Here is a 25,598-nt window from a genome sequence, read left to right as displayed (position 1 = left end):
TTAATCTATTACTTGCTTGCATTTTTTGCAGATTCTAACTTTCTTTTTTTGTTTAATGTCATTTTTTACTACTTCCAGATATTTATAAGCGACTCTGGTCGGCTTATCGCACTTTGTGCAAACTAAAATAACATTTGATAAATTAATCGGCGCCGGGAATTCTATTCTTTGCCCTTTTTCTCCCTGTTTTCTCGGCCGCATATGCTTAACTAAAAGATTTAAGCCTTCAACGCTGGCTCGATTGGCCGACTCGAAAACCTGCAAAACTTTACCAATTTTGCCTTTGTCTTTACCTGCTAAAATTTTTACTTTGTCGCCTTTTTTTATCTTCATAAATTTAATTCTTGCTTTTATGATTGGGCTAAATTTGTAAAATTTTCGTGCGAGGACTGTTTGAGGCCGAGTAATCTCGGGCGAGTTCCGCAGTAGAAAATTTTATAAATTTAGGCCAATCATTTATTTTACAGTACTTCCGGCGCCAGCGAGGCAATTTTTAAAAACCCCATTTGCTTCAATTCTCTGGCCACCGGTCCAAAAATTCTTGTGCCTTTAGGCTCTTTTTTTTCTTTATCTATAATCACGCAGGCATTTTCATCAAAACGCACATAGACTCCGTCCGATCGCCTGATTTCCTTTTTGGTTCTGACAATAACGGCATGCACCACGTCGCCTTTTTTAATGGCGGCATGAGGCGCGGCTTCTCTAACCGCGGCGGTAATTATTTCTCCGACGTGGGCATAGCGTTTTTTATAGCCGCCGAGCACCCTAACGCACATAACTCTTTTGGCGCCGCTATTATCCGCGACTTTTACTATTGTCTGTACTTGTATCATAAAATATACGCTAATTACTTATTAATATATCATCCGCCATCTTTTATCTTTGCTTAGCGGACGGCATTCTTGAAACCGCACCTTATCTCCTGTTTTATATAAATTTTTTTCATCATGCACTTTATATTTTCTGTTAACCTTATATCTTTTCTTATACATCGGATGTATTTTTACCGATTCAACCGAAACTACCCTGGTTTTATCCATTTTATCGCCAACCACCACGCCGTTGAATTTGCGCTTAATAACTTCTTTTTTAAAATTGTCTTGCTTAATATCCGCCATATAATTAATTTTTCTTGCTTAATAATGTTAAAACTCTGGCAATTATTTTTTTTATTTCTCTTATTTCTCTAACATCTTTTAATTGCTTATTAGCATCTTTAAAACGCAAATCCCTCAATTTGTCTCGGGATTCTCCTAGAAATTGCTTTAACTCTTTTTCGGTTTTACTTTTTAATTCTTTAAATTCCATATTTATAGCTTAGTTACGTATTTGCATTTAACCGGCAGCTTATAGGCAGCCATTCTCATAGCTTCTTTAGCTTCAGCTTCGTTAACGCCGGTCATTTCAAACATTATCATGCCTGGCTTAACTATGGCAACGTAATGATCAACCGCTCCCTTGCCTTTACCCATAGGAATCTCTCCGCCTTTGACCGTCACCGATTTATCGGGAAAAATTCTAATCCAAATTTTTCCGCCTTTTTTAATATATTTAGTTAAAACTTTTCTGGCCGATTCAATTTGCCTTGAAGATATCCAGCAAGCCTCTAAACTCTTTAGCCCATAATCGCCGAAACTCACGCTAATCATACGGGTGGCTTTCCCGCCCCGGCGGCGCTTATGCATTTTTCTCCATTTTGTTTTCTTTGGCATTAACATATTATTTTTTCTCCCCGACTATTTCGCCTTTACCGGCTTCTTCTTTTTTAAAAATATCTCCCTTGTATATCCAAAATTTTATGCCGATAGCGCCGTAAGTAGTCCTGGCCGTGGTTTTAGCGAAATCAATATCAGCTCTTAAAGTATGCAGAGGAACTTTGCCTGAAGTCAACATCTCCGTGCGGGCGATCTCCGAACCGTTAAGCCGGCCGCTAACAACAACTTTCACGCCTAAAGCGCCGGCCCGCTCCACTTTATTAATCGCTTGCTTCATAACGCGCCTGAACGGCATTCTTTTTTCAATGTCAATCGCCATGGCTTGGGCGATTATCATACTGCTTAAATTCGGCCTGTCAAATTCCGTAATATTTAAATTTATATCGGCTAATCTGAAATTCTTTAAAAATTTATCATGCAATTTCTTTTTTAAATCTCCGGCTCCGCTGCCGCCGCGGCCGATAATAATACCCGGCTTGGCCGTAAATACCCCGATACTAACCTTATGGCCGCTTCTTTCTATTTCAACCCTGTCCAACCCGGCTTCGCGCAATTCAGCAAATAAAAATTTTCTTATTCTGACGTCCTGTTCCAGATTTTTAATCATAACTTTTCCAACGCCAAACCACTTGGACGGCCAGGTCCTAGTAATATTCAGCCTAATAACTTTTGGATTTACTTTGTGTCCCATATATAACTTTTTACAATTAATTATCCGCTTTTGCGTCTAAATATTTTAGTGGTAAAACCTTTGCCGCCTTCAATTTTGGCGTGTCCGCCACGGCCTTCCATCCGCGGATCAACTATTACTTTACCCTTTTCTTTAGCGGCATCATCTTTAGGTTCAGCCGTTTCCGCTTTAACCGATTCTTTTAATTTAACTGCCGGCTCTTTTTTAGGCTGCGCCTCTAACTTTATCGGCGCGGCAATAACTTGTTTTTTGGCTTTGACAGCGCCCGAAGGCTTAATTTCACCTAAAATTAAATTAATATGGCTGGTTCTTTTTCTGATCGGCGTCGCTCGGCCATGCGCCCGAGGCATTGAACGTTTTAAAGTCGGCCCCTCGTCAACTCTTAATTCTTTTATAAATAAATTATCTTTAGCCAATTCAAAATTATGCTCGGCATTAGCCATGGCTGATTTAATTAATACGGCCACCGGGCCGCTGGCCAGCTTATTAATAAACTGCAGCTGATTTAAAGCTTTTTCAACCGGCATTTTCTTAATCAAATTAGCTACCAAGCGTATTTTAGCCGGAGACATCTTGATAAATTTTGCTTTTGCTTTAACTTCCATATTATAAATATATTCTAAATTATATCGTTATGTTTATTTTTTTGCTCTAGCGGTCGGAGCGGTCGGAGCGGCCGGAGCCTCTTCTTTAGCCTGATCTTTAGCCATCTTGCCGCCGTGGCTGACAAACTTTCTGGTCGGCGAAAATTCTCCTAATTTATGCCCAACCATATTTTCCACTACAAACACCGGGGTATGCTGTTTGCCGTTATGCACGCCAATGGTAAAGCCTACCATTTCCGGCGTAACCGTGCAAGACCTATCCCAAACCTTAATTATGGTCTTGTCGCCGGGGCGCAAGGCTTTTATCTTTTTTAATAATCTTTCGTTTATGTACGGCCCCTTTTTAAGTGATCTGGACATATATTATATATTATTTTTTCCTTCTTTGGATAATTAATCTATTTGATCTTTTTTTATTTTTTCTGCTTTTAACGCCAAAGACCGGTTTGCCCCATCTGGTTTTTGGATGCTTTAAGCCGATAGACTGTTTGCCTTCGCCGCCGCCATGAGGATGATCAACCGGATTCATGGCCGTGCCTCTAACCGTCGGCCTAATGCCTAATAGCCTCTGCCTTCCAGCTCGCCCTATGGTAATATGCCTTCTATCAGGATTGGAAACCTGTCCGACAGTGCAAAGGCAATCTTTATTAACCAATCTGATTTCTCCTGAAGGCATCTTGATTTGCGCGTAATTTCCCAGAGTGCCCATGACAAAAACCAAATCTCCAGCGCTACGAGCGATTTTGGCGCCTCGGCCCGGCTCTAGCTCTATATTATTAACCTCTATGCCCGGCAGAATAAATTTAATCGGCATGGCATTGCCGGTTTTTATTTCAATTTGATTTTTTGAACTTAATATTTCATCGCCAACCTTAAGGCCTAAAGGCATAATAATATATCTTTTCGCCCCGTCTTTATAATTTACCAAGCCGATGCGGGCGCCGCGGCCAGGATCATATTCAATAGACATAATTTTTCCGGGTATATCAAATTTATCCCTGAAAAAATCAATCTGCCTGATATATCTTTTAACGCCGCCGCCCTGATGCCTGACCGTGATCTTGCCTTGGTTGTTTCTGCCGGCTTGGCCCTTTTTTATGATAATCAAGCTCTTTTCCGGTTCGGTTCTGGTAATATCCAAAAAATCATCGAAGGTGGCCGATCTTCTGCCTGGTGATGTAGGTTTTACTTTTTTTATCCCCATATTTATTATATCAAATAAAAATTTAATGGCAGTAGGACCTTGTCCGCTATTAAATTTTTACTTGATACGTTATATTTTTTGAAAATATTATTTATCCCCGGAGGGGGAAAAACTTTTTCTGAAAAAGTTTTTAAAGGTTACACGCCTTCGTAAACTTTAATCGTTTCGCCTTTAGGCAAAGTTATAATAGCCTTTTTCCAATCTTTTCTTTGGCCGCTAATCCGGCCGTAGCGCGCTTTTTTACCGCTCATCCTAATTACGTTTACGCCAACCGGCTTGATGCCGTAAATTTCTTTAATCGCTTTGGCTACTTCAATTTTGTTGGCATTTTTAGCCACGGCAAAAACATATTTATTCAAAGCGCCTAAGCCGCTTACTTTTTCCGTAACTAAAGGTTTCATGATTATTTTATAAGCATTGCCAAAAACTGATTTTTTTTCGCTTGGCTTAGCCGTCGATTTAGCTTTTCCCGCTTCAGCCGCGCCATATAGATCTTTCATGCTTTTAGTTTCCACTCCTGTTTTTACCGCGCTTTTTGCATCGCTAACCTTAGCGATTTTAGCCGCCGACTGTTTCTTAATTTCAGTTTTTTTATTAAATAAACCCATAGTTTTTATTTACCGTATCTTTCGGTTAATTTTTCAACCGCCGCTTTATTTAAAATTAAATTCTTGTATTTTAATAAATCAACTATATTAAGATTATCCGTGTTCATTAATTTAATGCCGGGCAAATTCCTGGCCGAACAGCTTAATTTTTCATCGCCTTTATCAACGATTATCAGAAAACTTCTTTTAACGTCTTTCTTCTTAGCGCCGGCTTTAACATCTTTAACCGGCTTTAAAATTTTATTTTCAAACCCGCTGATAATTTTATCAAAAATTTTGGTTTTGAATTCAGCGGTTGCCAATTTATCCAATACTATAAAATTATCGCCGGCCGCTTTATCGGATAAAACCATCAGCAAAGCGTTTTGCTTCATTTTTTTATTGATTCTCATTTTAAAATTTCTGTCGTTTCTTGGGCCGAAAGTTACTCCGCCGCCAATCCAAATCGGAGATCGGCTTGAACCATGGCGCGCCCGGCCGGTGCCTTTTTGGCGCCACGGCTTTTTACCGCCGCCCCTGACTTCGCTTCTATCTTTAGTGTGGGCGATAACCTGCCTTTCGTTAGCCATCTGGGTTACAACGGCCTGATGTATCAAATCATTATTAACTTTCACGCCAAAAACCTTAAGGCTAAGTTGCATTTCCCCGGCCGCTTCAGCATTTTGATTATAAATTTTTATCTTAATTGACATACCTTTTTGTCATTCTCGCGAAAGCGGGAATCCAGATTTATTATAATTAACTGTTCTTATTTACTTCTACTGGCACTTCTTTTTTCTCTTCCACGGTTTCAGTTTTTACAGTTTCTTCTATTTTCACTTCCGGTTTTATTTCTTCAACAATCGGTTTTACAATTTTCAACTCCCCTTCGCCGGAAATTAAAACCAAGCCGTTTCTCGCGCCCGGAACAGCGCCGCTAATATATAAAATATTATTGGCTTTATCTATTTGAACGATTTTTAAATTACTGGCAGTCGCTCGTGAATTGCCCATGCGCCCCGGCATTCTTAAGCCTTTAAAAACGTGCTGCGGGCCGCCGGCGCCGATTGATCCGCCGGTTCTAACCTGGTCCTTAGTGCCATGTGTGGCGTTATGGCCATGAAAATGATGCCGCCTGACGCCGCCCTGAAAACCCTTGCCTTTTGAAGTGCCGACTGCTTTCACCGTATCGCCAACCTCAAAAGTATCCAATGAAACTATATCTCCAATTTTTAAATCTTTAATTTCATCTCTAAATTCGCATAAATGCCTTAAATTGGTTTTTCCATCTTTAGAGGAAATTTTAGCTTTTTTAAAATGGCCTAACTGCGGTTTTCTGATATTTTTTTCTTTCTTTTCGCCAAAACCAAGCTGAACCGCGCTATAGCCGTCTTTAGCGGTAGTCTTTAACTGCACTACCGGGCATGGCCCGGCTTGAATCTTGGTCACGGCGATTACTTTTTCGCCCTGCCAAACCTGGGTCATTTCAATTTTTTTGCCTATAATAAATTTCATATTTTTTATAAAATAAAACCGGTTTTTTCAACAAACCAGTTATAAACCGCGCTCGGCGGTTAGCCTAAATTAATTCGCACTAATGCAGAATTTAATTTTTTACTGATTTTTGTTGAATTTTACCTCGCTATTATATTAACTATTTTTTAAACACTTTCCCTTTCGAGAGCCGCTTAAAACTTCATTAATATTATATTTGCTAATTGACTAGGCAAAATTTGTTTAATTTTCGTGCGAGGACTGTTTGAGCCTGAGTAATCTCAGGCGAGTTCCGCAGTAGAAAATTTAATGAATTTTGCCTAGTCATTAATGTCGTAATTTTTAAGGACTACATTTTAATCTCAACGTCAACTCCGGCCGGCAGGCCAAGATTGGTTAAAGATTCTATGGTTTTAGGGGTCGGATCAATAATATCCACCAATCTTTTATGAATTCTAATTTCGTACTGGTCCCGTGAATCTTTATGGACAAAGGTTGAGCTGTTAACCGTATACTTTTTCTTCTCGGTTGGCAAGGGTATGGGACCGTAAATTTGGGCTCCGGTCCTCTCGGCGGTGTCAATAATAGTCTTGGTTGACTGGTCAATAATCTTGTGGTCAAAAGCTTTAATCTTAATGCGGATTCTTTGCTTAGATTCTTCGAAAGCTTTTACTTCCGATTTAGCCTCTGCCGCCGCCGTTTTCTTTTTTTCTTTAACTTCAGTCATGTTTTCGTTTCAAATTATTTATTATTTATGATTGGAATAAATTTTACAAATTTATTCCAATCAATGCTGTAGTAATTTTAAATATACATTATAACCTCGCCCATAATCATGAGCGAGGCAAAATGCTTACTTAATAATTTTAGTAACTACGCCGGCGCCGACGGTTCTGCCGCCTTCGCGAATGGCGAATCTCTGTTTTTCTTCCAAAGCCACCGGAGAAATCAATTTGATTTTCAAATTGACCGTATCGCCGGGCATAACCATTTCGGTGCCTTCAGGCAATTCAACTTCGCCGGTAACATCGGTCGTGCGGACATAAAATTGCGGCTTATAGCCCTTAAAAAATGGTTTATGCCGTCCGCCTTCTTCTTTGGTTAAAATAAAAACTTCGGCGTCAAATTCAGTATGAGGAGTAACCGTGCCCGGTTTGGCTAAAACCTGGCCTCTTTCCACTTCGTCTTTTTTAGTGCCGCGCAAGAGTAACCCGGCATTATCTCCGGCTCGTCCTTCGTCTAAAGATTTATTAAACATTTCAATACCGGTAATTACAGTCTTTTGGGTATCTTTTAAACCGATTATTTCCACTTCTTCGTTGACTTTAATCATGCCTCTTTCAATGCGGCCGGTAACCACTGTGCCACGCCCTTCAATTGAAAAAATATCTTCAACCGGCATTAAAAACGGCTTGTCAGTATCGCGTTTCGGTTCAGGAATATATTCATCTAAAGCTTTGGCTAAATCCATAATCCCTTGGCCGTATTCGCCGCTGGGATTCTCCAAGGCCTTTAAAGCCGAACCTCTGATAATCGGAGTAGTATCGCCCGGGAATTCATATTTCTTCAATAAATCGCGAATTTCTTCCTCAACCAAATCAATTAATTCTTTATCTTCAACCATATCGCATTTATTCAAGAAAACAACGATATAAGGCACTCCGACCTGTCTGGCGAGCAAAATATGTTCTCTGGTCTGGGGCATGGGCCCGTCGGTAGCCGCTACCACGAGTATGGCTCCGTCCATTTGGGCGGCGCCGGTAATCATGTTCTTAACATAATCGGCGTGGCCGGGACAATCAACGTGAGCATAATGCCTTTTTTCAGTTTCATACTCAACGTGGCAAGTGGCAATAGTAATGCCGCGAGCCTTTTCTTCCGGAGCCGCGTCAATCTGATCAACGTTTTTTTCAGACGCTCTAAAACCCTTGCTTTTTAACACCGCCAACATAGCGGCAGTCAAAGTTGTTTTGCCATGGTCAACATGGCCGATTGTCCCCACGTTAACATGGGGTTTTGTGCGTTCAAATTTTTCTGCCATATTTATTTTTCCTTAACGGCCTCCGAATTTTCGGAGTTATTTGCCCTTATTATTTAAATAAGGCCGGGCTCCCAGCCGTCTTTATTATTATTTATATATAAATTTAAAATGCTAATTCTTCTAGATACTGCCGATCTTCTTCAATTATTTCTTCGGCGTTCAATTTTCTTCTTGAAGGAATTGACCAGCTGCTGCCGGATTTTTTCACGGTTTTTTCAAAGCGTTCTTCTTTAGCCGGCAATTCTTTAAAATAATCCGGAATCGTCTCAATGTTTTCCGCTTCCGACTGGTCGCTTTTCCAAATTGCGATATCGCGATTTATTTTATCAAGTAATTCATCTTCTGTCAAGCCTCTAACTTCGCTTTTGCCTAAAACTAAATTTTCATAATCTTTTAGGGATAAAACAACGAAAACATTTTCCGGTTTTGAGCTATCAAAAACAATCAATTTGTCGCCGGTTTTTTTTGCTAAATTAATCGCTTTTTGCAATTGATCTTGCATAGGGGCAATGAAAATATTAATAATATTAACATTATATATTCTAACTCAACAAATTGTCAAACGAAACAAAAATTATTTCCCTTTACCGCCGATAATCTCTTCGGCTACATTTTTCGGCACCTCGGAATAATAAGCAAACTCCATGCTATAGCTGGCTCGGCCCTGGGTCATTGATCTTAACTGCGTGGCATAACCGAACATGGCGGCCAAAGGAACTTTAGCTTTAATAAATTTAACATTGGCGCGGTCGCCCATTTCTTCAATTTGCGCTCTTTTTGAATTAAGGTCGCCGATAACTTCACCCATGAATTCTTCAGGCGTTACCGCTTCAACTTTCATAATCGGCTCCAAAATAATCGGCGTAGCTTTACGGCAAGCTTCCTGAAAAGCCATGGAGCCGGCAATTTTAAAAGCCGCTTCCGAAGAATCAACCTCATGGTAAGAGCCTTCAAACACGGCCACCTTAACATCAACTATGGAATAACCGGCTAAAATACCTTTATCCAAAGCTTCTTTAACGCCTTTTTCTATCGCCGGTATGTATTCTCGCGGAATTGATCCGCCCTTTACTTCATCAAGGAATTCAAAGCCTTTGCCGGTTTCATTCGGTTCAACTCTTAACCAGCAATGGCCGTATTGGCCGCGCCCGCCAGATTGCTTAATATATTTTCCTTCGGCTTCAGCCGATTTTTTAATGGTTTCGCGGTAAGCCACTTGCGGCTTGCCCACGTTAGCTTCAACTTTAAATTCGCGCTTCATTCTATCAACGATAATATCCAAATGCAATTCGCCCATGCCGGCAATAATAGTCTGCATGGTTTCTTCGTCGCTTCTGACCCTAAAAGTCGGGTCTTCTTCGGCCAATTTAGCGAGCGCCATGCCCATTTTTTCCTGATCGGCTTTAGTCTTCGGCTCAATGGCGATGGAAATAACCGTTTCCGGGAAAGTAATTGATTCTAAAACCAGCGGCCGGCTTTCATCGCATAAAGTATTGCCAGTAGTCGTGGCTTTTAAGCCGATGGCGGCCGCGATTTCTCCGGAATAAACTTCCTGGACTTCTTCACGGTGGTTAGCGTGCATCCTGACAATGCGGCCGATTCTTTCGCGGTTGCCGGTAGTGGTATTTAAAACGTAGGAGCCTGACTGCAAAACTCCGCTATAAACCCTGATAAAACAAAGCTTGCCCACGTAGGGATCGGTGGCGATTTTAAAAGCTAAAGCCGCAAAAGGCTCATCGTCAGACGGCTTAACTTCTATATTTTTTTCTTTGTCATCCGGATCAAAACCGGTGATAACCGGCACATCTAGGGGTGATGGCAAATAATCAACTACCGCGTCCAAGAGCGACTGCACGCCTTTATTCTTTAAAGCGCTGCCGCAAAGCACCGGCACAATTTTATTATTATTAACGGCCTGGCGCAAAACTCTTTTTAAATCAGCGACGACAATTTCTTCGCCGGCCAGATATTTATTCATTAAAATTTCGTCATTATCGGCAATGGCTTCAACCAGCTTAGACCGATATTCTTCCGTCTTAGCTTTCATATCTTCCGGAATCTCGCGATCTTCCCATTTAGTGCCCAGTTCATCCAGAAAAAATCGCGCCTTTTTTTCAAATAAATCAATGATGCCCAAAAATTTATCTTCAGCGCCAATCGGCAGCTGAATCGGATGGGCATGCTTGGTTAATCTTTTATAAATTGATTCCAAATCGGCATAAAAATTCGCGCCTGTCCGATCCATTTTATTGATAAAAGCGATGCGCGGCACGCTGTATTTATCCGCCTGATGCCAAACCGTTTCTGATTGCGGCTCTACTCCGGCCACGCCGTCAAAGACTACTACGCCGCCGTCTAAGACGCGCAAAGAGCGCTCAACTTCGGCCGTAAAATCAACGTGTCCGGGCGTATCAATCAGGTTAATGCGGCAATCTTTCCAAAAACAAGTCGTAGCCGCGGACGTTATAGTAATGCCGCGCTCGCGTTCCTGCTCCATCCAATCCATTTCGGCCGCGCCTTCATGCACCTCGCCGATTTTATGCTTTTTACCCGTATAAAAAAGAATACGCTCGCTAACCGTAGTTTTGCCGGCGTCAATATGGGCGATAATCCCAATATTTCTGGTTTTTTCCAACGAATATTCTCTGGGCATAATACAAAAAATTTCTAATTTTTAATGATTTAATTTTTAATTGAAAATTGGTAATTATTTAATATTATTCTGAATTTCCTGATTATTTTTTTCTAAATTAATATTTATATTTTTTAAATCTTCTACTGCTTTATTTTTTACTTCCTTGTTTTGCTCAATTTGGCCTTTCCGATTCATCGCTCCTAAGGCAATAACTGCAATTATTAAAATAGCAATTAGAATAATTATCAAACCAAAGCCTTTTTGTCTATTATAATCCAACGGCATATTTATCTTGAGAAATGCGCGAAAGCTTTATTGGCTTCGGCCATGCGGTGGACTTCAGCCCTCTTCTTAACGGCCGTGCCTTCGCCTTTGGCCGCGTCCAAAATTTCCATGGATAACTTTTCCGCCATGGATTTGCCTTTTCTGGCCCGGGCCGCGTTGATAATCCAGCGGCAGCCTAAATTAAAACGGCGTTCGCCTCTAACTTGATGCGGAATCTGATAATTGGCTCCGCCGATGCGGCGGCCGCGGATTTCAAGTAGCGGGCTAACCTGCTTTAAAGCTTTATTGAAAACATGCCGAGGGTCCTGCTTGGTCGTTTCTTTAATAATATCCAAACAAGCATAGACAATTTTTTGCGCTATGGTTTTTTTACCCCGTTCCATTATGTAATTAATAAACTTGGCGATATCCGGATCGTTATATTTTACGTCTACTTGTATTTTTCTTTTGGAAACTGGTTTTCCTCTCATAAATTTATTCTCATAACTCGTAGCGCGTAACTCATAACTCTTTTAATAATTCGGGTTACGAGTTGTGGGTTACGAGTTGTGTGATTATTGTTTAGGTGTTTTAGCTCCATAGCAGCTGCGGCTTTGCCTTCGGCCTTCAACTCCCTGGGTATCATAAACACCGCGGATTATTTTATATCTGACGCCGGGCAAATCTTTGGTTTTCCCGCCTTTTAATAAAACAATGGAATGCTCTTGCAAATTATGGCCGACGCCGGGAATGTAGGCGGTTACTTCCATGCCGTTGGACAATCTAACGCGGGCGATTTTTCTTAAAGCCGAGTTAGGCTTTTTCGGCGTAGTCGTGGTCACCTTTAAACAAACCCCGCGCTTAAAAGGAGCTCCTTTGGGCAATTCGGTTCTTTTTCTATGCAAAGTATCCAGCGTTGACTGCAGCGCCGGCGATTTGGTTTTAGTTTTTGATGACTTTCTGCCTTTGCGGACTAATTGGTTGAATGTTGGCATAAATATTTATAGTAAAAAAACAAACCCGTGCATGCGGGATATTAATAACTTTTATTGCTTATTACAATTTAACACAAGAAATAAAAACGGTCAAGAGGCTTTTATCCACTTTAAATTCCCACTATCAGCTTAAACAAAAAATTAATAATCGGTATGATTAGGGAAAAGCCGAAAAAGACGAAAAGCAAAACAAAAGCAAAGCCGAATTGCTCAAATTTTAATAATTTCATCTGCCACTCATAAGGCAAAAACGGCAGTATTACCTTTGAGCCGTCCAGGGGCGGTATAGGCAAGAGATTAAATATCATCAAGACTAAATTAATTTGGACGATAGCGGCTAAAAAACTTATCATTACCAGATTAAGCCCGGGCACGAATCTTAAAAATAAACCGAAAAATAAGGCGGTAATTAAATTGGCCAGCGGCCCGGCTAAGGCTACTTTGGCCACGCCGTATTTCTGGTCGCGCAGATTATAGGGATTAAAAGGCACGGGCTTGGCGTAGCCGAAAATAAGCCCGCCGCCCGTACCGATAAAAATCAACGCCGGCATGACGATTGAACCCCAAATATCAATATGGGCGATTGGATTTAAGGTTAAACGGCCTTGATCGCGCGCCGTCGGATCGCCTAAGTAATCAGCCATCCAGCCATGCATATATTCATGAATAATGGCGGAAAAGAATATTATAATTAAAGCGAAGATCATATTCATATAAATGTAAATAAATTTTATAAGATTGGGTTAAATTTGGAAAATTTTCGTGCGAGGACTGTCTGAGGTCGAGTAATCTCGGCCGAGTTCCGCAGTAGAAAATTTTATAAATTTAACCCAATCAAGCCGATGTAATCTCACGCACAACTTTCTAAAATAAACCTCTTTATAAAAATAATCTTTATATTTAACAAATAGTACGTGAGATTGCCGCGTCGCCCGATTACAGGCTCCCTGCCTCGCCGGCAGGCAGGCTCGCAATGACAATTTAATTTAATTCTACCATACCTTGCCTTTTACATCAAAAGCTGTTAGTATAAAATTATTAAAAATAATTAAACAAAATTTGTATGGCAAAAAAATGCGATGTCTGCGGACGAGGTTCAACTAAAGACGCCTCCAGGTCCCATTCCAATATTAAAACCATTAAAAGGCAGTATATCAATCTTCAGGTAAAAAAAATCAACGGCAAAAGCCTGGCCGTCTGTGCCAAATGCATCAAGACTATGGCGAAAAAATAATTTTTATCAAATAAAAAACTGGCCGAAAAAACCGGCCAGTTTTTTATTATTTCATTTTTTAAAGCCGGCCGCCCGGCATATTTCCGATAATTCCTTGTTTTCTCCGGCATAACGCAGAAAGTCTTGATAATTTTCAAAACGTATCAAGCCGGCGTCGCCGGCGTATCTTTCGCATTCTTTTTGATTGTAAAGTCGGCAGACATCCGGCCTGGTTTGGTATATCTTACATAAGCCGTCCGGCCCGAGCTCTCGACAGCGGCTCGGCACTTCAACGAACCAACCGTCCTCATCCACATAAATATTCATGCCATGCAAAAAGAACCATCTGATTTCATCTAAATCATCCGCGGTTTTCGGCTTCTCTATAAATATTGAAATATACTCGCAGCAGACGGTACAGCCGTCGCACGACAATTCTTTTATCTTTATATTGCGAAGCACCGGCGAACCGCCGGAAAATTTATTCATAATTATCTTCTTAAAGCCGCTTACGACTTTTATTTTTTATTATTTATAATATAAAAGTAAATATGCAGTAAGGCAAAAAGCAGGCTTAAAGTAATCGGGCCTAAAATAAAACCGATGGGGCCGAGAAAAACCGCGCCGCCGATAACTGAAAAAAGAACTAACAAAGGATGCAGTTTCATGCCGCGGCCGATAAGCTTCGGGCCTAAAAAATTATCTATCAGGCCGACGGCTAATATCCCCCAAAACAACAAGCCGACCGCGGAGAATAGATGCCCGCTGGCGAACATTAAAATAATAGCCGGAATAAATACCAGCGAAGTGCCGACGCTCGGGACTAAAGCCGCTATGGCCGCGGCCACGCCCCAAAGAATGGCATTAGGCAGGCCAAAAATCATAAAACCGACAGTGGATAAAAAACCCTGCAAAAAAGCGATAGTAAAATTACATTTAACAACCGAGCTGATGGCTAGCTCCAGCTTATTTAAAATCATCTCATCGTCAGTATCGTCCAAAGGGCTGTATTTTATGATCGCCTGCTTAAGCTTTTGCCCGTCTTTTAACAAATAATAAAATGAAAACAAGAAAATAAAAGAAGTTACCAAAATGCTGGCGAAGTTGGAAAATAAACCGCCTAAATTATTTAAGAGCCAATTCAAGCCTTCTTTAAAGTATTGCCCGAAATCAATGGAAAATTCTTTCGGCAGAAGAAAATAATGGCGAAAATTTTCCGACAAGCTGTTAAAAATATTAATAAAATTATCTTTACCGCCGTTTTCTATTAAAGAGACATAAAGCTGGCGCAATTCCTGCAAAATTTTCACGCTTAAAAAAATCAAGGGCGTTAAAATAATAACCGCCACGATAATCGTCGTGAGCAGCGCGGCCAGGCCTTCATGATTAAAAGAATATTTTAATATCTTGCGGTACAGCGGCTGAAAGACAACCGTAAAAATCACGGCTAAAATAAAAACTGAAACAAACGGGCGCAAGACAAAAAATGACAAAATCAAAGTTCCGGCCAATAAGGCCAGCAAAAAATAAAATTGCGGTTTTTGATTTTTTGCTTCGTTGGAAATAGCCATAAATTTTTAAATTATTTTTTAAAGTTTATTTAATTTTCTGCGATAAAAAAATTTTCTAATTTCTTCAACCACTATGATAGAGGACGCCACCGGAATGATAAGCAGCCAATCGGATAATTCTAGCGGTACGGTACGCATAATTTTTTGCATTACCGGATGATAGACGGCTAAAAAATGTAAAATTACCACAACCAGCGTAATGCCGACCAAAGATTTATTGGTAAAAGGATTCATTTGAAAAAGTGATTTTTCTTCAGAACGGCAGTTCCAGGCGTTAAGCCATTGAAAAACGGCTAAAGTTGTCAGGGAAATTGTCCAAGCTTTAGCAAGATCCGCTTCAAAGTATAAGCTAAAAAGCCAAAGAGCGCCTATAGCCATGGGCACGGCCATTAAAAATATTCTCCGCGCCATTAAGCCATCGACTATCCATTTTTTCGGCCGTTCAAATTTTCTCTGCGCAAGCCCTTTTTCTTTTGGTTCCATGGCCAGCGCTACATCAAGAAAACCGTCGGTGACAAAATTTAACCAGATAATTTGCGACGGCAGCAAAGGCAAAGGCAAAACAATGGCTAAAGACCCGGCAATGGTTAAAACTTCGCCTACACTGGTTGAAAAAAGATAAAGAATTACTCTTTTAATCGTTTTATAAATATTGCGGCCCTCTTCAACCGCGGAAATTATGTTAATTAAATTATCGTCAAGCAGCACTATATCGGAAGCTTCTTTAGCCACTTCGGTGCCAATCCTGCCCATGGCAATGCCTAAATCGGCGGCTACTAGCGAAGGCGCGTCATTAACGCCGTCGCCGGTCATAGCGATAATTTCTCCGCGCGCTTTGTAAGCTTGGATAATTCTTAATTTATGGCCCGGCGTTACTCTGGCGAAAACCGAACAAGCCGAAATTTTTTCCTTTAGGCTCTTATCGGTTAAGGAGTCTATTTCTTGGCCGGTTAAAATAATATCGCCGGAACGGTAGATGCCCGCTTCTTTAGCGATCGCTAACGCCGTATTTTTATGGTCGCCGGTAATCATGACCACGCGGATATTGGCTGAAATTATTTTTTTAATAGCCTCGGCCACGCCCTCGCGGAGCGAATCTCTCATGCCTAAAAATCCGACAAAAGTTAAATTATTGATTTCTTCCGCTTTTAATACATCTCCATCTACGAAATTTCCGGCCAAAGCCACTACGCGCATGCCTTTTTTTGACATTTCTAAAAATACCGATTCTAATTCTTCTTTCTCTTTATCCTTAAGCGGTGAGTTCTGGCCGTCACGAGAAATTTTTTGACTAAGTTTTAAAATTTCTTCCGGAGCGCCGGCCACGGCTAAAAATTTCTTGCCGTCCAGCCTATGAACCGTAGCATGATATTTAAGCTTATAATCAAAAGGCAAATCAACCATTAAAGGTGATTCTTCTTCTAATTGATCTTTACTAAACCCAAGTTTTTGCCCGAAAATATTCATGGCCGCCTCAGTCGGATCGCCGGCCACGCTCCACTTTTTGGAATTTTCATCAAACATAATGCGCGCGTTGGAACAAAAAACGGCAATCCGGCCGGCCAACAATAGTTCGGGATGGTTAGGCAGACAAACCGCCTTTTTCTCAAGCTTAACCTCTCCTTTAGGCTCATAGCCCGAGCCGCCGACTTCAAATAACTTGCCTGCCAAATAAATTTTTTGCACCACCATTTCATTGTTGGTAATTGTTCCAGTCTTATCCACCGCGATAATCCGCGCCTGGCCCAAAGCTTCAACCGCTTGCAGCTTTTTTATTAAAACATTCTGTTTACTCATTTTCCAAACGCCGCTGGCCAACACTAGCGTCATAACAATCGGCAAACCTTCGGGAATTATGGAAACTACTAAAGAAACCACCGTCATAAACATATCAGCCATTAATTTTCCCGAAGCCAAGCCGGACAAAAATAATAAAACGCTAATGCCGGAAACCGCCATAACAATTAAACGGGTTAAATATCTAACATTAGTTTTAAAGGGCATTTCCGTATCTATGGCCTGAATTTCTTTAGCTATTTTACCGATAACAGTATTTAAACCGGTTTCTACCGCAATCGCCTTGCCGTTGCCGGATAAAACATAAGTTCCCTTAAACACCATATTTTTCTGTTCCGATATGAGCAAATTATTTTTCTTAATAACTTCCTCAGTCTTATGCACTGATTCTGATTCGCCGGTAAGCATGGATTCGTCAATATTCAAATTATGCGAAGAAATGACGCGCGCGTCAGCCGGCACCTTCTCTCCTTCTTGCAAAATTATAATATCCCCGGGCACGACTTCGCTGTCAGGAATAATCATTTCTCTGCCTTGGCGCAAAACCATAGCTTTTGTTTCCACGAATTTTTTAAGAGCCGAAAGCGTATTTTGCGCTTTGCCTTCCTGAATGGTGCCGATGATGGCATTAAAAATCAAAATGGCTAAAATAATTGAACCGTCAATAATTTCCGCCATGGCAAAAATTATTAAAGAAGCAATAAACAAAATATAAATTAACGGACTTTGAAATTGGCGGAAAAAAATAACCACCAGGCTGTCAACTTTAATTTCCAATAGCCTATTTTCGCCATACTTTTTCAGCCTGTCCGCCGCCGCTTCTAAGCTTAAGCCGCTATTATCAGACTGCAGCTGCTTTAAAATATCAAGCCCTAATTTCGCGTGCCAATTATTTTCCATGAATTATATTTATATATTTAAGGCGGACGCACTCCGTGAACGTGAGCGTTCGTCTATGTCGAGTTTATTAGACATAGGACGAACCTTTTTTATAAAAAAGGTTCAAAATTAAAAAAGCAATTCTCCCACAAAAAAATTCAAAGGCAAGGCGGGCAAAAAAGGAAAGGTCGGGGGAAGGGAAATTTTTGCCCGCCGTGCCTTTTCCCCGCCGAAAGCGGGCTAATCCGCCTCTTTTTCAAGCCAAAATTATTTTTCGTGCCAATACTATTGGCGCGCCGCCTAATAATTACTTTATTACTTTATTAATAATACTAACAACTCTTTCCAATAATCCGATTCCAACAACTTCATTATTATCTTTCTCTTTAAAATTTACCAATGGAGACGTATAAATATTTTTTATGGACTCAACAACAAAATCTAATTTTTTTTCTAAAAGCTTATTTTGGTTATCGTTATCGCAGGCTGATTCCTCATTTAATAATTTTCTATAAGCTTCAAACGATCGTGCAACCGTTGCTTTAAAAATATATTCGTCAGACAACTTACGATCTATACAATATTGCTTCTCTATAAAATATACAAAAAATATTATAGGAGTAATAAGGGGCAACCTTATTAATAAGGTTAACTTAAAAAGAGAACCTTCCTCAATAACTTGCCAAATCGCTATACTTATTACTGAAATAAATAAGGCTAAATATGATCCAAGCAACCACTTAAACCATCTTTCCACAATTGTTTTTAACTTTCCTACTTCATTAAAAAATGAGTTAGCTAAAACTTCGGCACTCACTAGCCCAAGTTGATTTTTTATTGTAATTTCAAGATTATTATTATCTTCCAATAATTTATCAAAATTTTCTTTTAATTTAGCGTATTCTTTTTTCTGCTCTTCAATAATTGCGTTATAGTCATCTACTTTTTCTGCTAAGTCATCAACAATTTGCTTTTTTGGCTCAATTTGAGATTTTACTGATTCAATTTCTGTTTCAAATCTCTTGATATTTCCTCTACGCTCTTCAAGGGTGGTTAACTTAGTCTCTAAATTTTGAATAATATTACTCGCCTTATCAACTTTTGAATTTAAAACTTCTACACTTTCAATTTTATTATTTATATTTTTTATTATCTCCTCTAATTCTATTCTTTTCATATGCTTTTTGTTTCTTTAATTAATTATAATATATAACTTATAATTTTACTAATTAATCAAAATGTATATCGATAATCTGGTAAGTCTTTAAAATTATAATTAAATAATTTTAATGTTTATATTCTTTTTAAAACTTAGACTACCAAAATTTTGTCTATCTCTACCAGAATAATATTCACCGTCCAAAGTATTCTTTTTTTCATCAAAAACCAGCCTCACAGTTCCTCTATGAATACTCATAGTTTTAACTGCATTTGATTTTGGTTCATTTATATATTGATAACTTAAATAGATGCCTTCAGGTGCATCAGCCACAATTGAGGCGGTTTCGCTCCGTGACGAAGATTGATCTGTTTTTAATAAAATCTTAATCCTTGTCCAAGTTTGAAAAATTTTTAATGTAGCTTTTATTTCCTCATTGTGATTGTCAAAAGAAGATTTTAAATTACCGTTCCATTCACCATTTAGATTGGGAGTTTTTACAAACTTTATTTTTTTAAGATATCGCCAAAGCCACTTATCAAAAATTACAAAAAACAAACCATAAAAAAATAATATCGAAGGACTTTCAATCCACCATGACAAAGAGAATTGATAGTAGCCGAGTATTTTGTAAAAACTCCAAGAAAAAATAATGCTGATGACGGCTAGAAACAATAAAATGTTTTTTCTTTCCTCTGTATCTATTGAATATGGGTGCATAAATTTACCAGTTGTTCCACAAGACAATTAATTCTTTTAAAAAATGGGTCATATTGTCTGAATCCCAGTGGACGGATTCATCGCCAAACAATAAATGTTGATGGTTAGGGCAAATAAATTTATTGAATTGGTGTTGGTATAAAAAATTTATGGAATTTTGAACCGTTAACTCATAATTTTGACCAAATAAATTATCGGGGACATTGTAGACCATTGATTCAACAAAATAAGAGGGGGCGGAATCTTCCGAAATTTTTCCAAGATCAACTAAATGGCTTCTCGCATTTTTAAATATCCTTACTGTTGGTTTATACCACTGGTTTGCTCGGTGAGACGCGTTTTTATCTTCACTATTTTTCCTATGCTCCTTAGGAAAATTAATAATTTGATTGCCCGCCGAATCTTCAAATGAAATCCCGTCAAAATAATGCTCGTTGCCGACAGAGTTAAACCTTGTATATTCTCGATAATGTAAGGCAGGAATGACATCGGCTGTAATTCTGCTATTTGGGAAAATAACTTTAATCGCTTTGTTTCCGCATTTTACTCTTTGTACCCCAAAATATAATTCTAAAGCCCTCAGTACATCGGCTTTAAAATGTTGCCAAAGATATGAGGCATTAGAATAGCTGTTTAAGTAAGCTCTTTGTTGGTCTACCGGCAGGTTGGTGATATTCCTTTTAAATGTATGATTATATTGCACTACTATATCAACATCGCTTTCCGCAAATATATTAGTTTTATTACTATACGAACCCTGCAAATAGATTTCAATATTGTCTAATTGGTCATTCAAGGGGGAACTATTTGATTCAATCGCCGTTCGCACAGAATTATAAACAGCGGCGGAAGTGGTAACCGCTCCTTGATTTGACCATGTTGTTAGTTGTGATTCTGGTATTGCCATATTTAAAAAATTAATTTGTCCGCATACATTACCTATTGACGATAATTTAAAGATAACCTATAATTAAAGTGTAGTAGAAAATAAATAGAAAGTCAATAGCTCTAAAATTATGATCACAAAACGACAAAAACAAGTGCTTGATTTTATAACTTCTTTTCAAAAAAAGAATGATTTTTCGCCTTCTCTTGAGGAAATTAAAAAACACTTTAAGTTATCCTCTGTTTCCACGGCTCATCATCATGTTAAAAAGCTCCAAGAAGCTGGCTATCTGCGAAAAGAGCAAAACCAGCCACGGGCGGTCTCAACCAGAAATGAGAAGACAACAATTGAAGTTCCGCTAATGGGAACAATAGCGGCCGGACAGCCAATTGAAGCAATTGAAATTCCCGGCGAAACAATAACTGTTTCAAAAGACGAGGTCGGAAAATACGGAAATAATTACGCTTTGCGCGTGCAAGGAAATAGTATGATTGACGAAGGAATTTTTGATGGCGATATTGTAATTATTAGAAAACAAGAATACGCCGATAATGGACAAACCGTCGTCGCGATTATAGACGATAACGAAGCTACGCTTAAAAAATTATATAAAGAAAAAAATCGTATTAGATTACAGCCGGCAAATCCTACCCTTTTTCCTATATATAGAGATGAAGTTGAAATTAGGGGCGTTGTCGTAAAAATCATTAGGAATTTAGAAACGCAAATTGAAAAAGAAAAAGCCAAAGACGAAAAATACGTTAGAAGAATTGATTATTCTTGGGACTATAAAGGAGAAAAAACAAAATCATATACTCATGGAATACATACATACCCGGCAATGTTTATTCCGCAAGTCGCTAGACGACTCTTAGAAAATTATAGTCAAGCGGGAGAAATAATTTGTGATATTTTTTGCGGGTCCGGTACCGCGCTGGTTGAAAGCAAACTCTTAGGCAGGGATGCTTATGGCATTGACCTAAATCCGTTGGCAATATTCTTGGCCAAAGCCAAAACAACGCCAATTGACCCCGCAGAGCTCACAAAAGAGTATTTTAAACTTCTTGCTAAAATTGAAAGAGTTGAAGATGCGGAAATAAAAAAACCAAATTTTAATAATATTGATTTTTGGTTTAAAGAAAAAGTTATAATTCAATTGGCAAAAATCAAACAGGCAATTTTAAGAATAAAAGACGAAAATATACGAAATTATTTTATAGTTTCATTTAGCGAAACCGCGCGGCTGTCGTCAAACACAAAAAATGGTGAATTTAAACTCGTTAGAATTAAAAAAGAAAAACTAGAAAATTATAGTCCTGATGTCTTAGGAATTTTTAAAAAGAAAACTGAAGCGAACATTAAGGGAATGACTGAATTTTACAAAGATGTAAATAAAAAGGCTCGGACCAAAATAATTTACGGCGATTCCTCAAAAACCAACGACATAAAAGACAATTCAATTGATTGTATTATAACTTCTCCACCTTACGGAGATTCGAGAACTACAGTCGCCTATGGCCAGTTTTCTCGCCTCTCCGCGCAATGGATAGATATTTTTGAAGACCCTAACAAGGCATCGGGAGTTGATAACGAATTGTTGGGTGGAAGAGCGACTAAAACTTTAGAGCACGCGCTTGATTCAAAATATTTGAAAGATTCTTTAAATAAAATTGCCAAAATAGACGAAAAGAGAGCTAAAGACGTTTTAAGTTTTTATATTGGCTTAAACGATTGCTTAAGACAAGCATATAAAATATTAAAATCTAAAAAATATTTTTGTCTCGTTGTTGGCAATCGGCTAGTAAAACAAGTACGAATACCAACTGATTTTATTATTGCCGAGTTGGGAGAAAAAATAGGCTTTACCTGCGAAGATGTTTTTGTCAGAAATATCCCCGGCAAAAGAATGCCAATAAAAAACTCGCCGACAAATATTGTTGGGGCATTGGAGGAAACGATGAATAAAGAGAGCATCGTAATTCTCCGTAAAAATTAAAGAATTCGCCTATGAGTTTTAAACAATAACGGAAATGTTTTTTCCGAAAGGCGGGTTAGGCGAAAAGCCGAGCCATGATCGTGTGGTTTACCTGCATTTTTACCACTTCGGTAAACACCGAGTCGTATGTCGTATTTTGATAGTTTAAGAAATTGCGCCGGATCTATATCTTTGAGCAACCAGGCTTCTTCATAATGAAAATATTCTTCTCCATTTTTTTTCTTACAGTCAGCAAAAACGAGAATCAGACCGTTTCCTATTTTCTCTATGGCTTTATTTCGCAAAAATTCTAATTCGTAATATCCAAGGATAGTCCTATTTTTAAGTATTAATAATTTACCAGCTTTTTCATCAATCTTACAGCGGAAGCCCCGAGCATTTTTCTTTCCATTCGCAATAGTTTGATGCAAAATTTTGTGTTTTGGATATTCTGGATCAGGGTAGCCAAATTTTTCCAATATCTCCGCGTTTGTAATACCCTCTGGCTTTTTGGTAAAAAGAGTCATCATGGAAGCAGTACCAGCCCTTTGCGATTTCAATTCCATCACGCCAAAATCTGGTAGGGCGATATTGTTTTCGGTAATTCCAAGATAATCCTCAAGAGTTTTACCAATTCCCGTATTATGCAAGCGATTAGATTTTATCCATCCCTTTTCGGATAATTCTTTAAGCGCATATTTAATTTTTGTTAGTGTCCACTTTTGCATAATTATTTAATGAAAGAAGATAAATTCTTCTTATAAATCCTCGCAAACTCTTTTAGCGTAACGATGTCTATACGCCTCTGCCCTGCTTCAATTTTAGAAATGTAGGATTGAGTTTTTCCTAATAGTTCCGCTGCCTTCCCTTGGTCAAGCCCAGCTTTAATTCGGGCTTTTTTTAATTGTTCAACTAAAAATTTGTGATCTTTTGAATAAATTGTTTTACCCATACTTGTTGTTTTAATATTTATATGATATATTCCATAGTGTAATATGCCAAAATGGAATATACCAGACTAGCGTGTATTTGGGGAGTTCTCTGTCGTTGCGCGCGAACGGGTGGGCGGGTCAAGCGCAACCTAATGGCGGCGCATCCCGTAATCGGGATACGAAAAATAATCTTGGCTTGAAAAAGAGGCGGATTAGCCCGCCTTCGGCGGGAGAAAGGCACGGCGGGCAAAAATTTCCTTTCCCCCGACCCCTTTCCTTTTTTGCCCGCCCTGCCTTTGAATTTTTTTGTGGGAGAATTGCTTTTTTAATTTTGAACCTTTTTTATAAAAAAGGTTCGTCCTATGTCTAATAAACTCGACCATATGAAACCTTCAGCGTTATGAGCGCATGGAATGCGCTCGCGGAGTTTACCCGCCGAGGAGGCGGGCTCGCGCATTAAGGCAAAGTTTTTAAATTCAGCATTAAAATCAGCCAAAATTTTCCACTCCTGCCTCCACTCCCAAACCACCTCTCTATTTAGCAAGCGGCGGTTCGTCGGGCGCGAAGCGCCAGAAGACAAAAACAAAATTTTTCTAAATAATGATTTAAATACTGATTTCGCGGATAAACCCACGATTTATAAAAATATTGTTTTTGTCTTACCAATTTTTTCGGTCCGCCGCGGGAGCGGCGGAGACAAAGCAAGTTTTTTAATTCCGCGCTCTAATTTTAAACATCTATGAAATACTTTCTTTATGCCCGAAAGTCAACCGAGGACGAGGAAAGACAAATTATGAGTATTGAGGCACAACTCGCGGAGTTGGCAGAATACGCCAAGCGGGAAAATATTGTTATATCCGAGCAGTTTATTGAAAGCAAAAGCGCAAAGAAGCCAGGACGAGAGATATTTAACGAGATGATGAGTAAAGTTTATGAGAGTAAGGAGCCAGTCGGCTTAATTGCGTGGCACCCGGACAGATTAGCTAGAAATTCGGTTGACGGCGGACAAATTATTTATAGTATAGACATCGGCAAGATCGTTTCTTTGCGCTTCCCTACTTTCTGGTTTGAGCCAACTCCGCAAGGCTTGTTTATGCTCCAAGTGGCTTTCGGGCAATCTAAATACTATTCGGATAATTTGTCGGAAAACGTTAAGCGCGGAATTAGACAAAAACTCAGGCGCGGCCAATATCCGGGCTTGGCTCCTTTCGGCTATGTTAATAATCCTAAGACCAGGAATATTGAACCCGACCCTTTTAAATCTAAACTGGTTAAAATCGCTTTTGAGGAATTTGCCACAGGCAAGCATACTTACAAAAGCTTGGGCCAGCGCCTGGAGTTTTTGGGCGTAGTCGGCAAATTAGGTAAACCGCTATGTAAGGCGGTTATACATCGGATGTTGAATAATAAAATCTACTTAGGGATTATCCAAAGAGGCGGCGAGTGCTATGAGGGCGATTTCCCGCCAATTGTTTCCAGAGCGGCTTTTACAGCCGTTCAGGAGGTTATTAACAATGGCAAGAGGATAAGGGTTAAAAAGAAAAAACACGGCTTCCCTTTTCTCGGACTTTTAAAGTGCGGCGAATGCGGCGGAGCTATTACCGCCCAATTAGCTAAAGGCAACGGCGGTATCTATACCTATTACCGCTGTACTAAAAAATTAGGCAAATGTAGTCAAAAATATATTGGCGAGAAAAAACTTTTTAACCAACTAACTGAACGGCTAGAAAAAGTCGCTCTTAACGATGATTGGAAAGAAAAAATGCTGGCTAAAGTTAAAATTTGGGAAAGCGAGCAGAAAGATGATAATAAATCTTTCGCCAAAAATCTTGAGGGAAAAGTTAAAGACACGGAACAGAAATTAGATAAACTTGTTAATGCGTATTTGGACGGCACAATTGAAAAAGATATTTATTTAGCTAAAAAAAACGAACTCATCCAAACAAAAACAGATCTCTTAGAAAAGAAATCTGATTTTGGGCGAAAGGGAAACAATTGGCTCGAACCATTGAAAAAATGGATAATTGACGCTAACTACGCCAAAAAACTTGCTTTGTCCAAAGATTTTATGGAAATAAAATCTTTTACGGAAAAAATTGGAACGAACCGTGGCATGCACCCCGAAATTCGGACACTTTTGTCCATATAAATCAACCTTTGGCGGTAAGGGCGTAATACTGTGAAGGCGGCATTTTCAAACTGGTTTTAATCCTGATGTTGTTGTAATAATATACC

General features: G+C 39.2%; 29 protein-coding genes and 2 pseudogenes. 3 read left to right on the top strand and 28 right to left on the bottom strand.

Translation table 11 applies throughout. From position 1 onward, the window contains the following. The 20 genes and pseudogenes from rplX to WC639_04015 all read right to left on the bottom strand — a co-directional run bounded on the left by rplX (nt 1) and on the right by WC639_04015 (nt 12,944). Entirely contained in the window at nt 1-333 is a 333-nt protein-coding gene (rplX, locus tag WC639_04110; protein ID MFA6306963.1) for a 50S ribosomal protein L24, read from the bottom strand. Between the two features lie 128 nt (nt 334-461). Next, on the bottom strand, nt 462-833 hold the full coding sequence (gene rplN, locus WC639_04105; GenBank protein ID MFA6306962.1) for a 50S ribosomal protein L14: 372 nt from the start codon (nt 831-833) through the stop codon (nt 462-464). Nucleotides 834-854: 21 nt separating this feature from the next. After that, nucleotides 855-1,118 carry a 30S ribosomal protein S17 gene (gene rpsQ / locus WC639_04100; GenBank protein ID MFA6306961.1) on the bottom strand — a complete coding sequence of 88 codons (264 nt, stop codon included), beginning with the start codon at nt 1,116-1,118 and terminating at the stop codon, nt 855-857. Nucleotides 1,119-1,122: 4 nt separating this feature from the next. Then, on the bottom strand, nt 1,123-1,308 hold the full coding sequence (gene rpmC / locus WC639_04095) for a 50S ribosomal protein L29 (protein ID MFA6306960.1): 186 nt from the start codon (nt 1,306-1,308) through the stop codon (nt 1,123-1,125). Between the two features lie 2 nt (nt 1,309-1,310). Next, entirely contained in the window at nt 1,311-1,718 is a 408-nt protein-coding gene (gene rplP / locus WC639_04090) for a 50S ribosomal protein L16 (GenBank protein MFA6306959.1), read from the bottom strand. Nucleotide 1,719: 1 nt separating this feature from the next. After that, entirely contained in the window at nt 1,720-2,406 is a 687-nt protein-coding gene (rpsC, locus tag WC639_04085; protein ID MFA6306958.1) for a 30S ribosomal protein S3, read from the bottom strand. A gap of 278 nt (nt 2,407-2,684) precedes the next feature. Continuing rightward, nucleotides 2,685-3,011: pseudogene (gene rplV / locus WC639_04080) on the bottom strand (50S ribosomal protein L22). A 33-nt stretch (nt 3,012-3,044) separates the two neighbouring features. Beyond that, the gene (rpsS, locus tag WC639_04075; GenBank protein ID MFA6306957.1) at nt 3,045-3,371 is read right to left on the bottom strand and encodes a 30S ribosomal protein S19; all 327 of its coding nucleotides are present in this window, start codon (nt 3,369-3,371) and stop codon (nt 3,045-3,047) included. A gap of 10 nt (nt 3,372-3,381) precedes the next feature. After that, nucleotides 3,382-4,215, bottom strand: coding sequence for a 50S ribosomal protein L2 (gene rplB / locus WC639_04070; protein MFA6306956.1), 834 nt, complete (start codon nt 4,213-4,215; stop codon nt 3,382-3,384). Between the two features lie 137 nt (nt 4,216-4,352). Then, a complete protein-coding gene (gene rplW / locus WC639_04065) occupies nt 4,353-4,823 on the bottom strand; it encodes a 50S ribosomal protein L23 (GenBank protein MFA6306955.1) in 471 nt (156 codons plus the stop codon). A gap of 5 nt (nt 4,824-4,828) precedes the next feature. Beyond that, a complete protein-coding gene (gene rplD, locus WC639_04060) occupies nt 4,829-5,515 on the bottom strand; it encodes a 50S ribosomal protein L4 (GenBank protein ID MFA6306954.1) in 687 nt (228 codons plus the stop codon). Nucleotides 5,516-5,702: 187 nt separating this feature from the next. Then, nucleotides 5,703-6,317: pseudogene (gene rplC / locus WC639_04055) on the bottom strand (50S ribosomal protein L3). Between the two features lie 328 nt (nt 6,318-6,645). Beyond that, nucleotides 6,646-7,023 (bottom strand): 30S ribosomal protein S10, encoded by a 378-nt coding sequence (gene rpsJ, locus WC639_04050; protein MFA6306953.1) that lies wholly within the window; start codon nt 7,021-7,023, stop codon nt 6,646-6,648. Between the two features lie 126 nt (nt 7,024-7,149). Continuing rightward, nucleotides 7,150-8,337, bottom strand: coding sequence for an elongation factor Tu (tuf, locus tag WC639_04045; protein MFA6306952.1), 1,188 nt, complete (start codon nt 8,335-8,337; stop codon nt 7,150-7,152). 103 nt (nt 8,338-8,440) lie between these two features. Next, complete coding sequence (locus WC639_04040; protein ID MFA6306951.1) at nt 8,441-8,839, bottom strand: hypothetical protein; 399 nt, start codon at nt 8,837-8,839, stop codon at nt 8,441-8,443. A gap of 72 nt (nt 8,840-8,911) precedes the next feature. Continuing rightward, nucleotides 8,912-10,990 carry an elongation factor G gene (gene fusA, locus WC639_04035; GenBank protein ID MFA6306950.1) on the bottom strand — a complete coding sequence of 693 codons (2,079 nt, stop codon included), beginning with the start codon at nt 10,988-10,990 and terminating at the stop codon, nt 8,912-8,914. A gap of 54 nt (nt 10,991-11,044) precedes the next feature. Beyond that, entirely contained in the window at nt 11,045-11,257 is a 213-nt protein-coding gene (locus WC639_04030; GenBank protein ID MFA6306949.1) for a prepilin-type N-terminal cleavage/methylation domain-containing protein, read from the bottom strand. 2 nt (nt 11,258-11,259) lie between these two features. Beyond that, the gene (gene rpsG, locus WC639_04025) at nt 11,260-11,727 is read right to left on the bottom strand and encodes a 30S ribosomal protein S7 (GenBank protein MFA6306948.1); all 468 of its coding nucleotides are present in this window, start codon (nt 11,725-11,727) and stop codon (nt 11,260-11,262) included. Between the two features lie 84 nt (nt 11,728-11,811). Next, complete coding sequence (gene rpsL, locus WC639_04020; GenBank protein ID MFA6306947.1) at nt 11,812-12,231, bottom strand: 30S ribosomal protein S12; 420 nt, start codon at nt 12,229-12,231, stop codon at nt 11,812-11,814. Nucleotides 12,232-12,341: 110 nt separating this feature from the next. Then, nucleotides 12,342-12,944, bottom strand: coding sequence for a site-2 protease family protein (locus WC639_04015; protein ID MFA6306946.1), 603 nt, complete (start codon nt 12,942-12,944; stop codon nt 12,342-12,344). 350 nt (nt 12,945-13,294) lie between these two features. Between WC639_04015 and WC639_04010 the strand changes: the two genes are divergently transcribed. Further along, on the top strand, nt 13,295-13,465 hold the full coding sequence (locus WC639_04010) for a L28 family ribosomal protein (protein ID MFA6306945.1): 171 nt from the start codon (nt 13,295-13,297) through the stop codon (nt 13,463-13,465). 51 nt (nt 13,466-13,516) lie between these two features. Here WC639_04010 and WC639_04005 read toward each other — a convergent pair whose 3' ends face one another. The 6 genes from WC639_04005 to WC639_03980 all read right to left on the bottom strand — a co-directional run bounded on the left by WC639_04005 (nt 13,517) and on the right by WC639_03980 (nt 20,477). After that, complete coding sequence (locus tag WC639_04005) at nt 13,517-13,933, bottom strand: YkgJ family cysteine cluster protein (protein MFA6306944.1); 417 nt, start codon at nt 13,931-13,933, stop codon at nt 13,517-13,519. 29 nt (nt 13,934-13,962) lie between these two features. Further along, complete coding sequence (locus WC639_04000; GenBank protein ID MFA6306943.1) at nt 13,963-15,015, bottom strand: AI-2E family transporter; 1,053 nt, start codon at nt 15,013-15,015, stop codon at nt 13,963-13,965. Between the two features lie 18 nt (nt 15,016-15,033). Continuing rightward, nucleotides 15,034-17,712 carry an HAD-IC family P-type ATPase gene (locus tag WC639_03995; protein ID MFA6306942.1) on the bottom strand — a complete coding sequence of 893 codons (2,679 nt, stop codon included), beginning with the start codon at nt 17,710-17,712 and terminating at the stop codon, nt 15,034-15,036. A gap of 286 nt (nt 17,713-17,998) precedes the next feature. Further along, a complete protein-coding gene (locus tag WC639_03990; protein MFA6306941.1) occupies nt 17,999-18,868 on the bottom strand; it encodes a hypothetical protein in 870 nt (289 codons plus the stop codon). Between the two features lie 99 nt (nt 18,869-18,967). Then, entirely contained in the window at nt 18,968-19,570 is a 603-nt protein-coding gene (locus tag WC639_03985) for a hypothetical protein (protein MFA6306940.1), read from the bottom strand. Nucleotides 19,571-19,574: 4 nt separating this feature from the next. Further along, nucleotides 19,575-20,477, bottom strand: coding sequence for a nucleotidyltransferase (locus tag WC639_03980; GenBank protein MFA6306939.1), 903 nt, complete (start codon nt 20,475-20,477; stop codon nt 19,575-19,577). Between the two features lie 109 nt (nt 20,478-20,586). Between WC639_03980 and lexA the strand changes: the two genes are divergently transcribed. Then, complete coding sequence (gene lexA / locus WC639_03975) at nt 20,587-22,452, top strand: transcriptional repressor LexA (GenBank protein MFA6306938.1); 1,866 nt, start codon at nt 20,587-20,589, stop codon at nt 22,450-22,452. Here the strand turns inward: lexA and WC639_03970 are convergent. Continuing rightward, the gene (locus tag WC639_03970; GenBank protein ID MFA6306937.1) at nt 22,449-23,159 is read right to left on the bottom strand and encodes an MvaI/BcnI family restriction endonuclease; all 711 of its coding nucleotides are present in this window, start codon (nt 23,157-23,159) and stop codon (nt 22,449-22,451) included. The two genes, lexA and WC639_03970, sit on opposite strands and share 4 nt — an antisense overlap. Nucleotides 23,160-23,161: 2 nt before the next feature. Then, nucleotides 23,162-23,383 (bottom strand): helix-turn-helix transcriptional regulator, encoded by a 222-nt coding sequence (locus WC639_03965; GenBank protein ID MFA6306936.1) that lies wholly within the window; start codon nt 23,381-23,383, stop codon nt 23,162-23,164. 719 nt (nt 23,384-24,102) lie between these two features. Between WC639_03965 and WC639_03960 the strand changes: the two genes are divergently transcribed. After that, the gene (locus WC639_03960; protein MFA6306935.1) at nt 24,103-25,512 is read left to right on the top strand and encodes a recombinase family protein; all 1,410 of its coding nucleotides are present in this window, start codon (nt 24,103-24,105) and stop codon (nt 25,510-25,512) included. The last annotated feature ends 86 nt before the right edge of the window (nt 25,513-25,598 follow it).

It is taken from the genome of Patescibacteria group bacterium (assembly GCA_041662965.1).
Classification (GTDB): Bacteria; Patescibacteriota; Patescibacteriia; order Patescibacteriales; family GWC2-42-12; genus JACPHD01.
Note: the sequence above shows the minus strand (reverse complement) of the source record. Positions and strands in the feature narration are given on the sequence as shown.

Bases quoted from the DNA above. Each gene is read 5' to 3' on its own strand.
- rpsG (MFA6306948.1), bottom strand. From the start codon at position 11,727: ATGAGAGGAAAACCAGTTTCCAAAAGAAAAATACAAGTAGACGTAAAA.
- WC639_03960 (MFA6306935.1), top strand. From the start codon at position 24,103: ATGAAATACTTTCTTTATGCCCGAAAGTCAACCGAGGACGAGGAAAGA.
- fusA (MFA6306950.1), bottom strand. From the start codon at position 10,990: ATGCCCAGAGAATATTCGTTGGAAAAAACCAGAAATATTGGGATTATC.
- rpsL (MFA6306947.1), bottom strand. From the start codon at position 12,231: ATGCCAACATTCAACCAATTAGTCCGCAAAGGCAGAAAGTCATCAAAA.
- rplN (MFA6306962.1), bottom strand. From the start codon at position 833: ATGATACAAGTACAGACAATAGTAAAAGTCGCGGATAATAGCGGCGCC.
- WC639_03990 (MFA6306941.1), bottom strand. From the start codon at position 18,868: ATGAAAAGAATAGAATTAGAGGAGATAATAAAAAATATAAATAATAAA.
- WC639_03970 (MFA6306937.1), bottom strand. From the start codon at position 23,159: ATGCAAAAGTGGACACTAACAAAAATTAAATATGCGCTTAAAGAATTA.
- WC639_04030 (MFA6306949.1), bottom strand. From the start codon at position 11,257: ATGCCGTTGGATTATAATAGACAAAAAGGCTTTGGTTTGATAATTATT.
- lexA (MFA6306938.1), top strand. From the start codon at position 20,587: ATGATCACAAAACGACAAAAACAAGTGCTTGATTTTATAACTTCTTTT.
- rplB (MFA6306956.1), bottom strand. From the start codon at position 4,215: ATGGGGATAAAAAAAGTAAAACCTACATCACCAGGCAGAAGATCGGCC.
- rpsC (MFA6306958.1), bottom strand. From the start codon at position 2,406: ATGGGACACAAAGTAAATCCAAAAGTTATTAGGCTGAATATTACTAGG.
- rplD (MFA6306954.1), bottom strand. From the start codon at position 5,515: ATGTCAATTAAGATAAAAATTTATAATCAAAATGCTGAAGCGGCCGGG.
- tuf (MFA6306952.1), bottom strand. From the start codon at position 8,337: ATGGCAGAAAAATTTGAACGCACAAAACCCCATGTTAACGTGGGGACA.
- WC639_03985 (MFA6306940.1), bottom strand. From the start codon at position 19,570: ATGCACCCATATTCAATAGATACAGAGGAAAGAAAAAACATTTTATTG.
- WC639_03965 (MFA6306936.1), bottom strand. From the start codon at position 23,383: ATGGGTAAAACAATTTATTCAAAAGATCACAAATTTTTAGTTGAACAA.
- WC639_04005 (MFA6306944.1), bottom strand. From the start codon at position 13,933: ATGAATAAATTTTCCGGCGGTTCGCCGGTGCTTCGCAATATAAAGATA.
- rplP (MFA6306959.1), bottom strand. From the start codon at position 1,718: ATGTTAATGCCAAAGAAAACAAAATGGAGAAAAATGCATAAGCGCCGC.
- rpsJ (MFA6306953.1), bottom strand. From the start codon at position 7,023: ATGACTGAAGTTAAAGAAAAAAAGAAAACGGCGGCGGCAGAGGCTAAA.
- rpsS (MFA6306957.1), bottom strand. From the start codon at position 3,371: ATGTCCAGATCACTTAAAAAGGGGCCGTACATAAACGAAAGATTATTA.
- rpsQ (MFA6306961.1), bottom strand. From the start codon at position 1,118: ATGGCGGATATTAAGCAAGACAATTTTAAAAAAGAAGTTATTAAGCGC.
- WC639_03980 (MFA6306939.1), bottom strand. From the start codon at position 20,477: ATGGCAATACCAGAATCACAACTAACAACATGGTCAAATCAAGGAGCG.
- rplW (MFA6306955.1), bottom strand. From the start codon at position 4,823: ATGGGTTTATTTAATAAAAAAACTGAAATTAAGAAACAGTCGGCGGCT.
- WC639_04015 (MFA6306946.1), bottom strand. From the start codon at position 12,944: ATGAATATGATCTTCGCTTTAATTATAATATTCTTTTCCGCCATTATT.
- WC639_04040 (MFA6306951.1), bottom strand. From the start codon at position 8,839: ATGCAAGATCAATTGCAAAAAGCGATTAATTTAGCAAAAAAAACCGGC.
- WC639_04000 (MFA6306943.1), bottom strand. From the start codon at position 15,015: ATGGCTATTTCCAACGAAGCAAAAAATCAAAAACCGCAATTTTATTTT.
- WC639_03995 (MFA6306942.1), bottom strand. From the start codon at position 17,712: ATGGAAAATAATTGGCACGCGAAATTAGGGCTTGATATTTTAAAGCAG.
- rplX (MFA6306963.1), bottom strand. From the start codon at position 333: ATGAAGATAAAAAAAGGCGACAAAGTAAAAATTTTAGCAGGTAAAGAC.
- rpmC (MFA6306960.1), bottom strand. From the start codon at position 1,308: ATGGAATTTAAAGAATTAAAAAGTAAAACCGAAAAAGAGTTAAAGCAA.
- WC639_04010 (MFA6306945.1), top strand. From the start codon at position 13,295: ATGGCAAAAAAATGCGATGTCTGCGGACGAGGTTCAACTAAAGACGCC.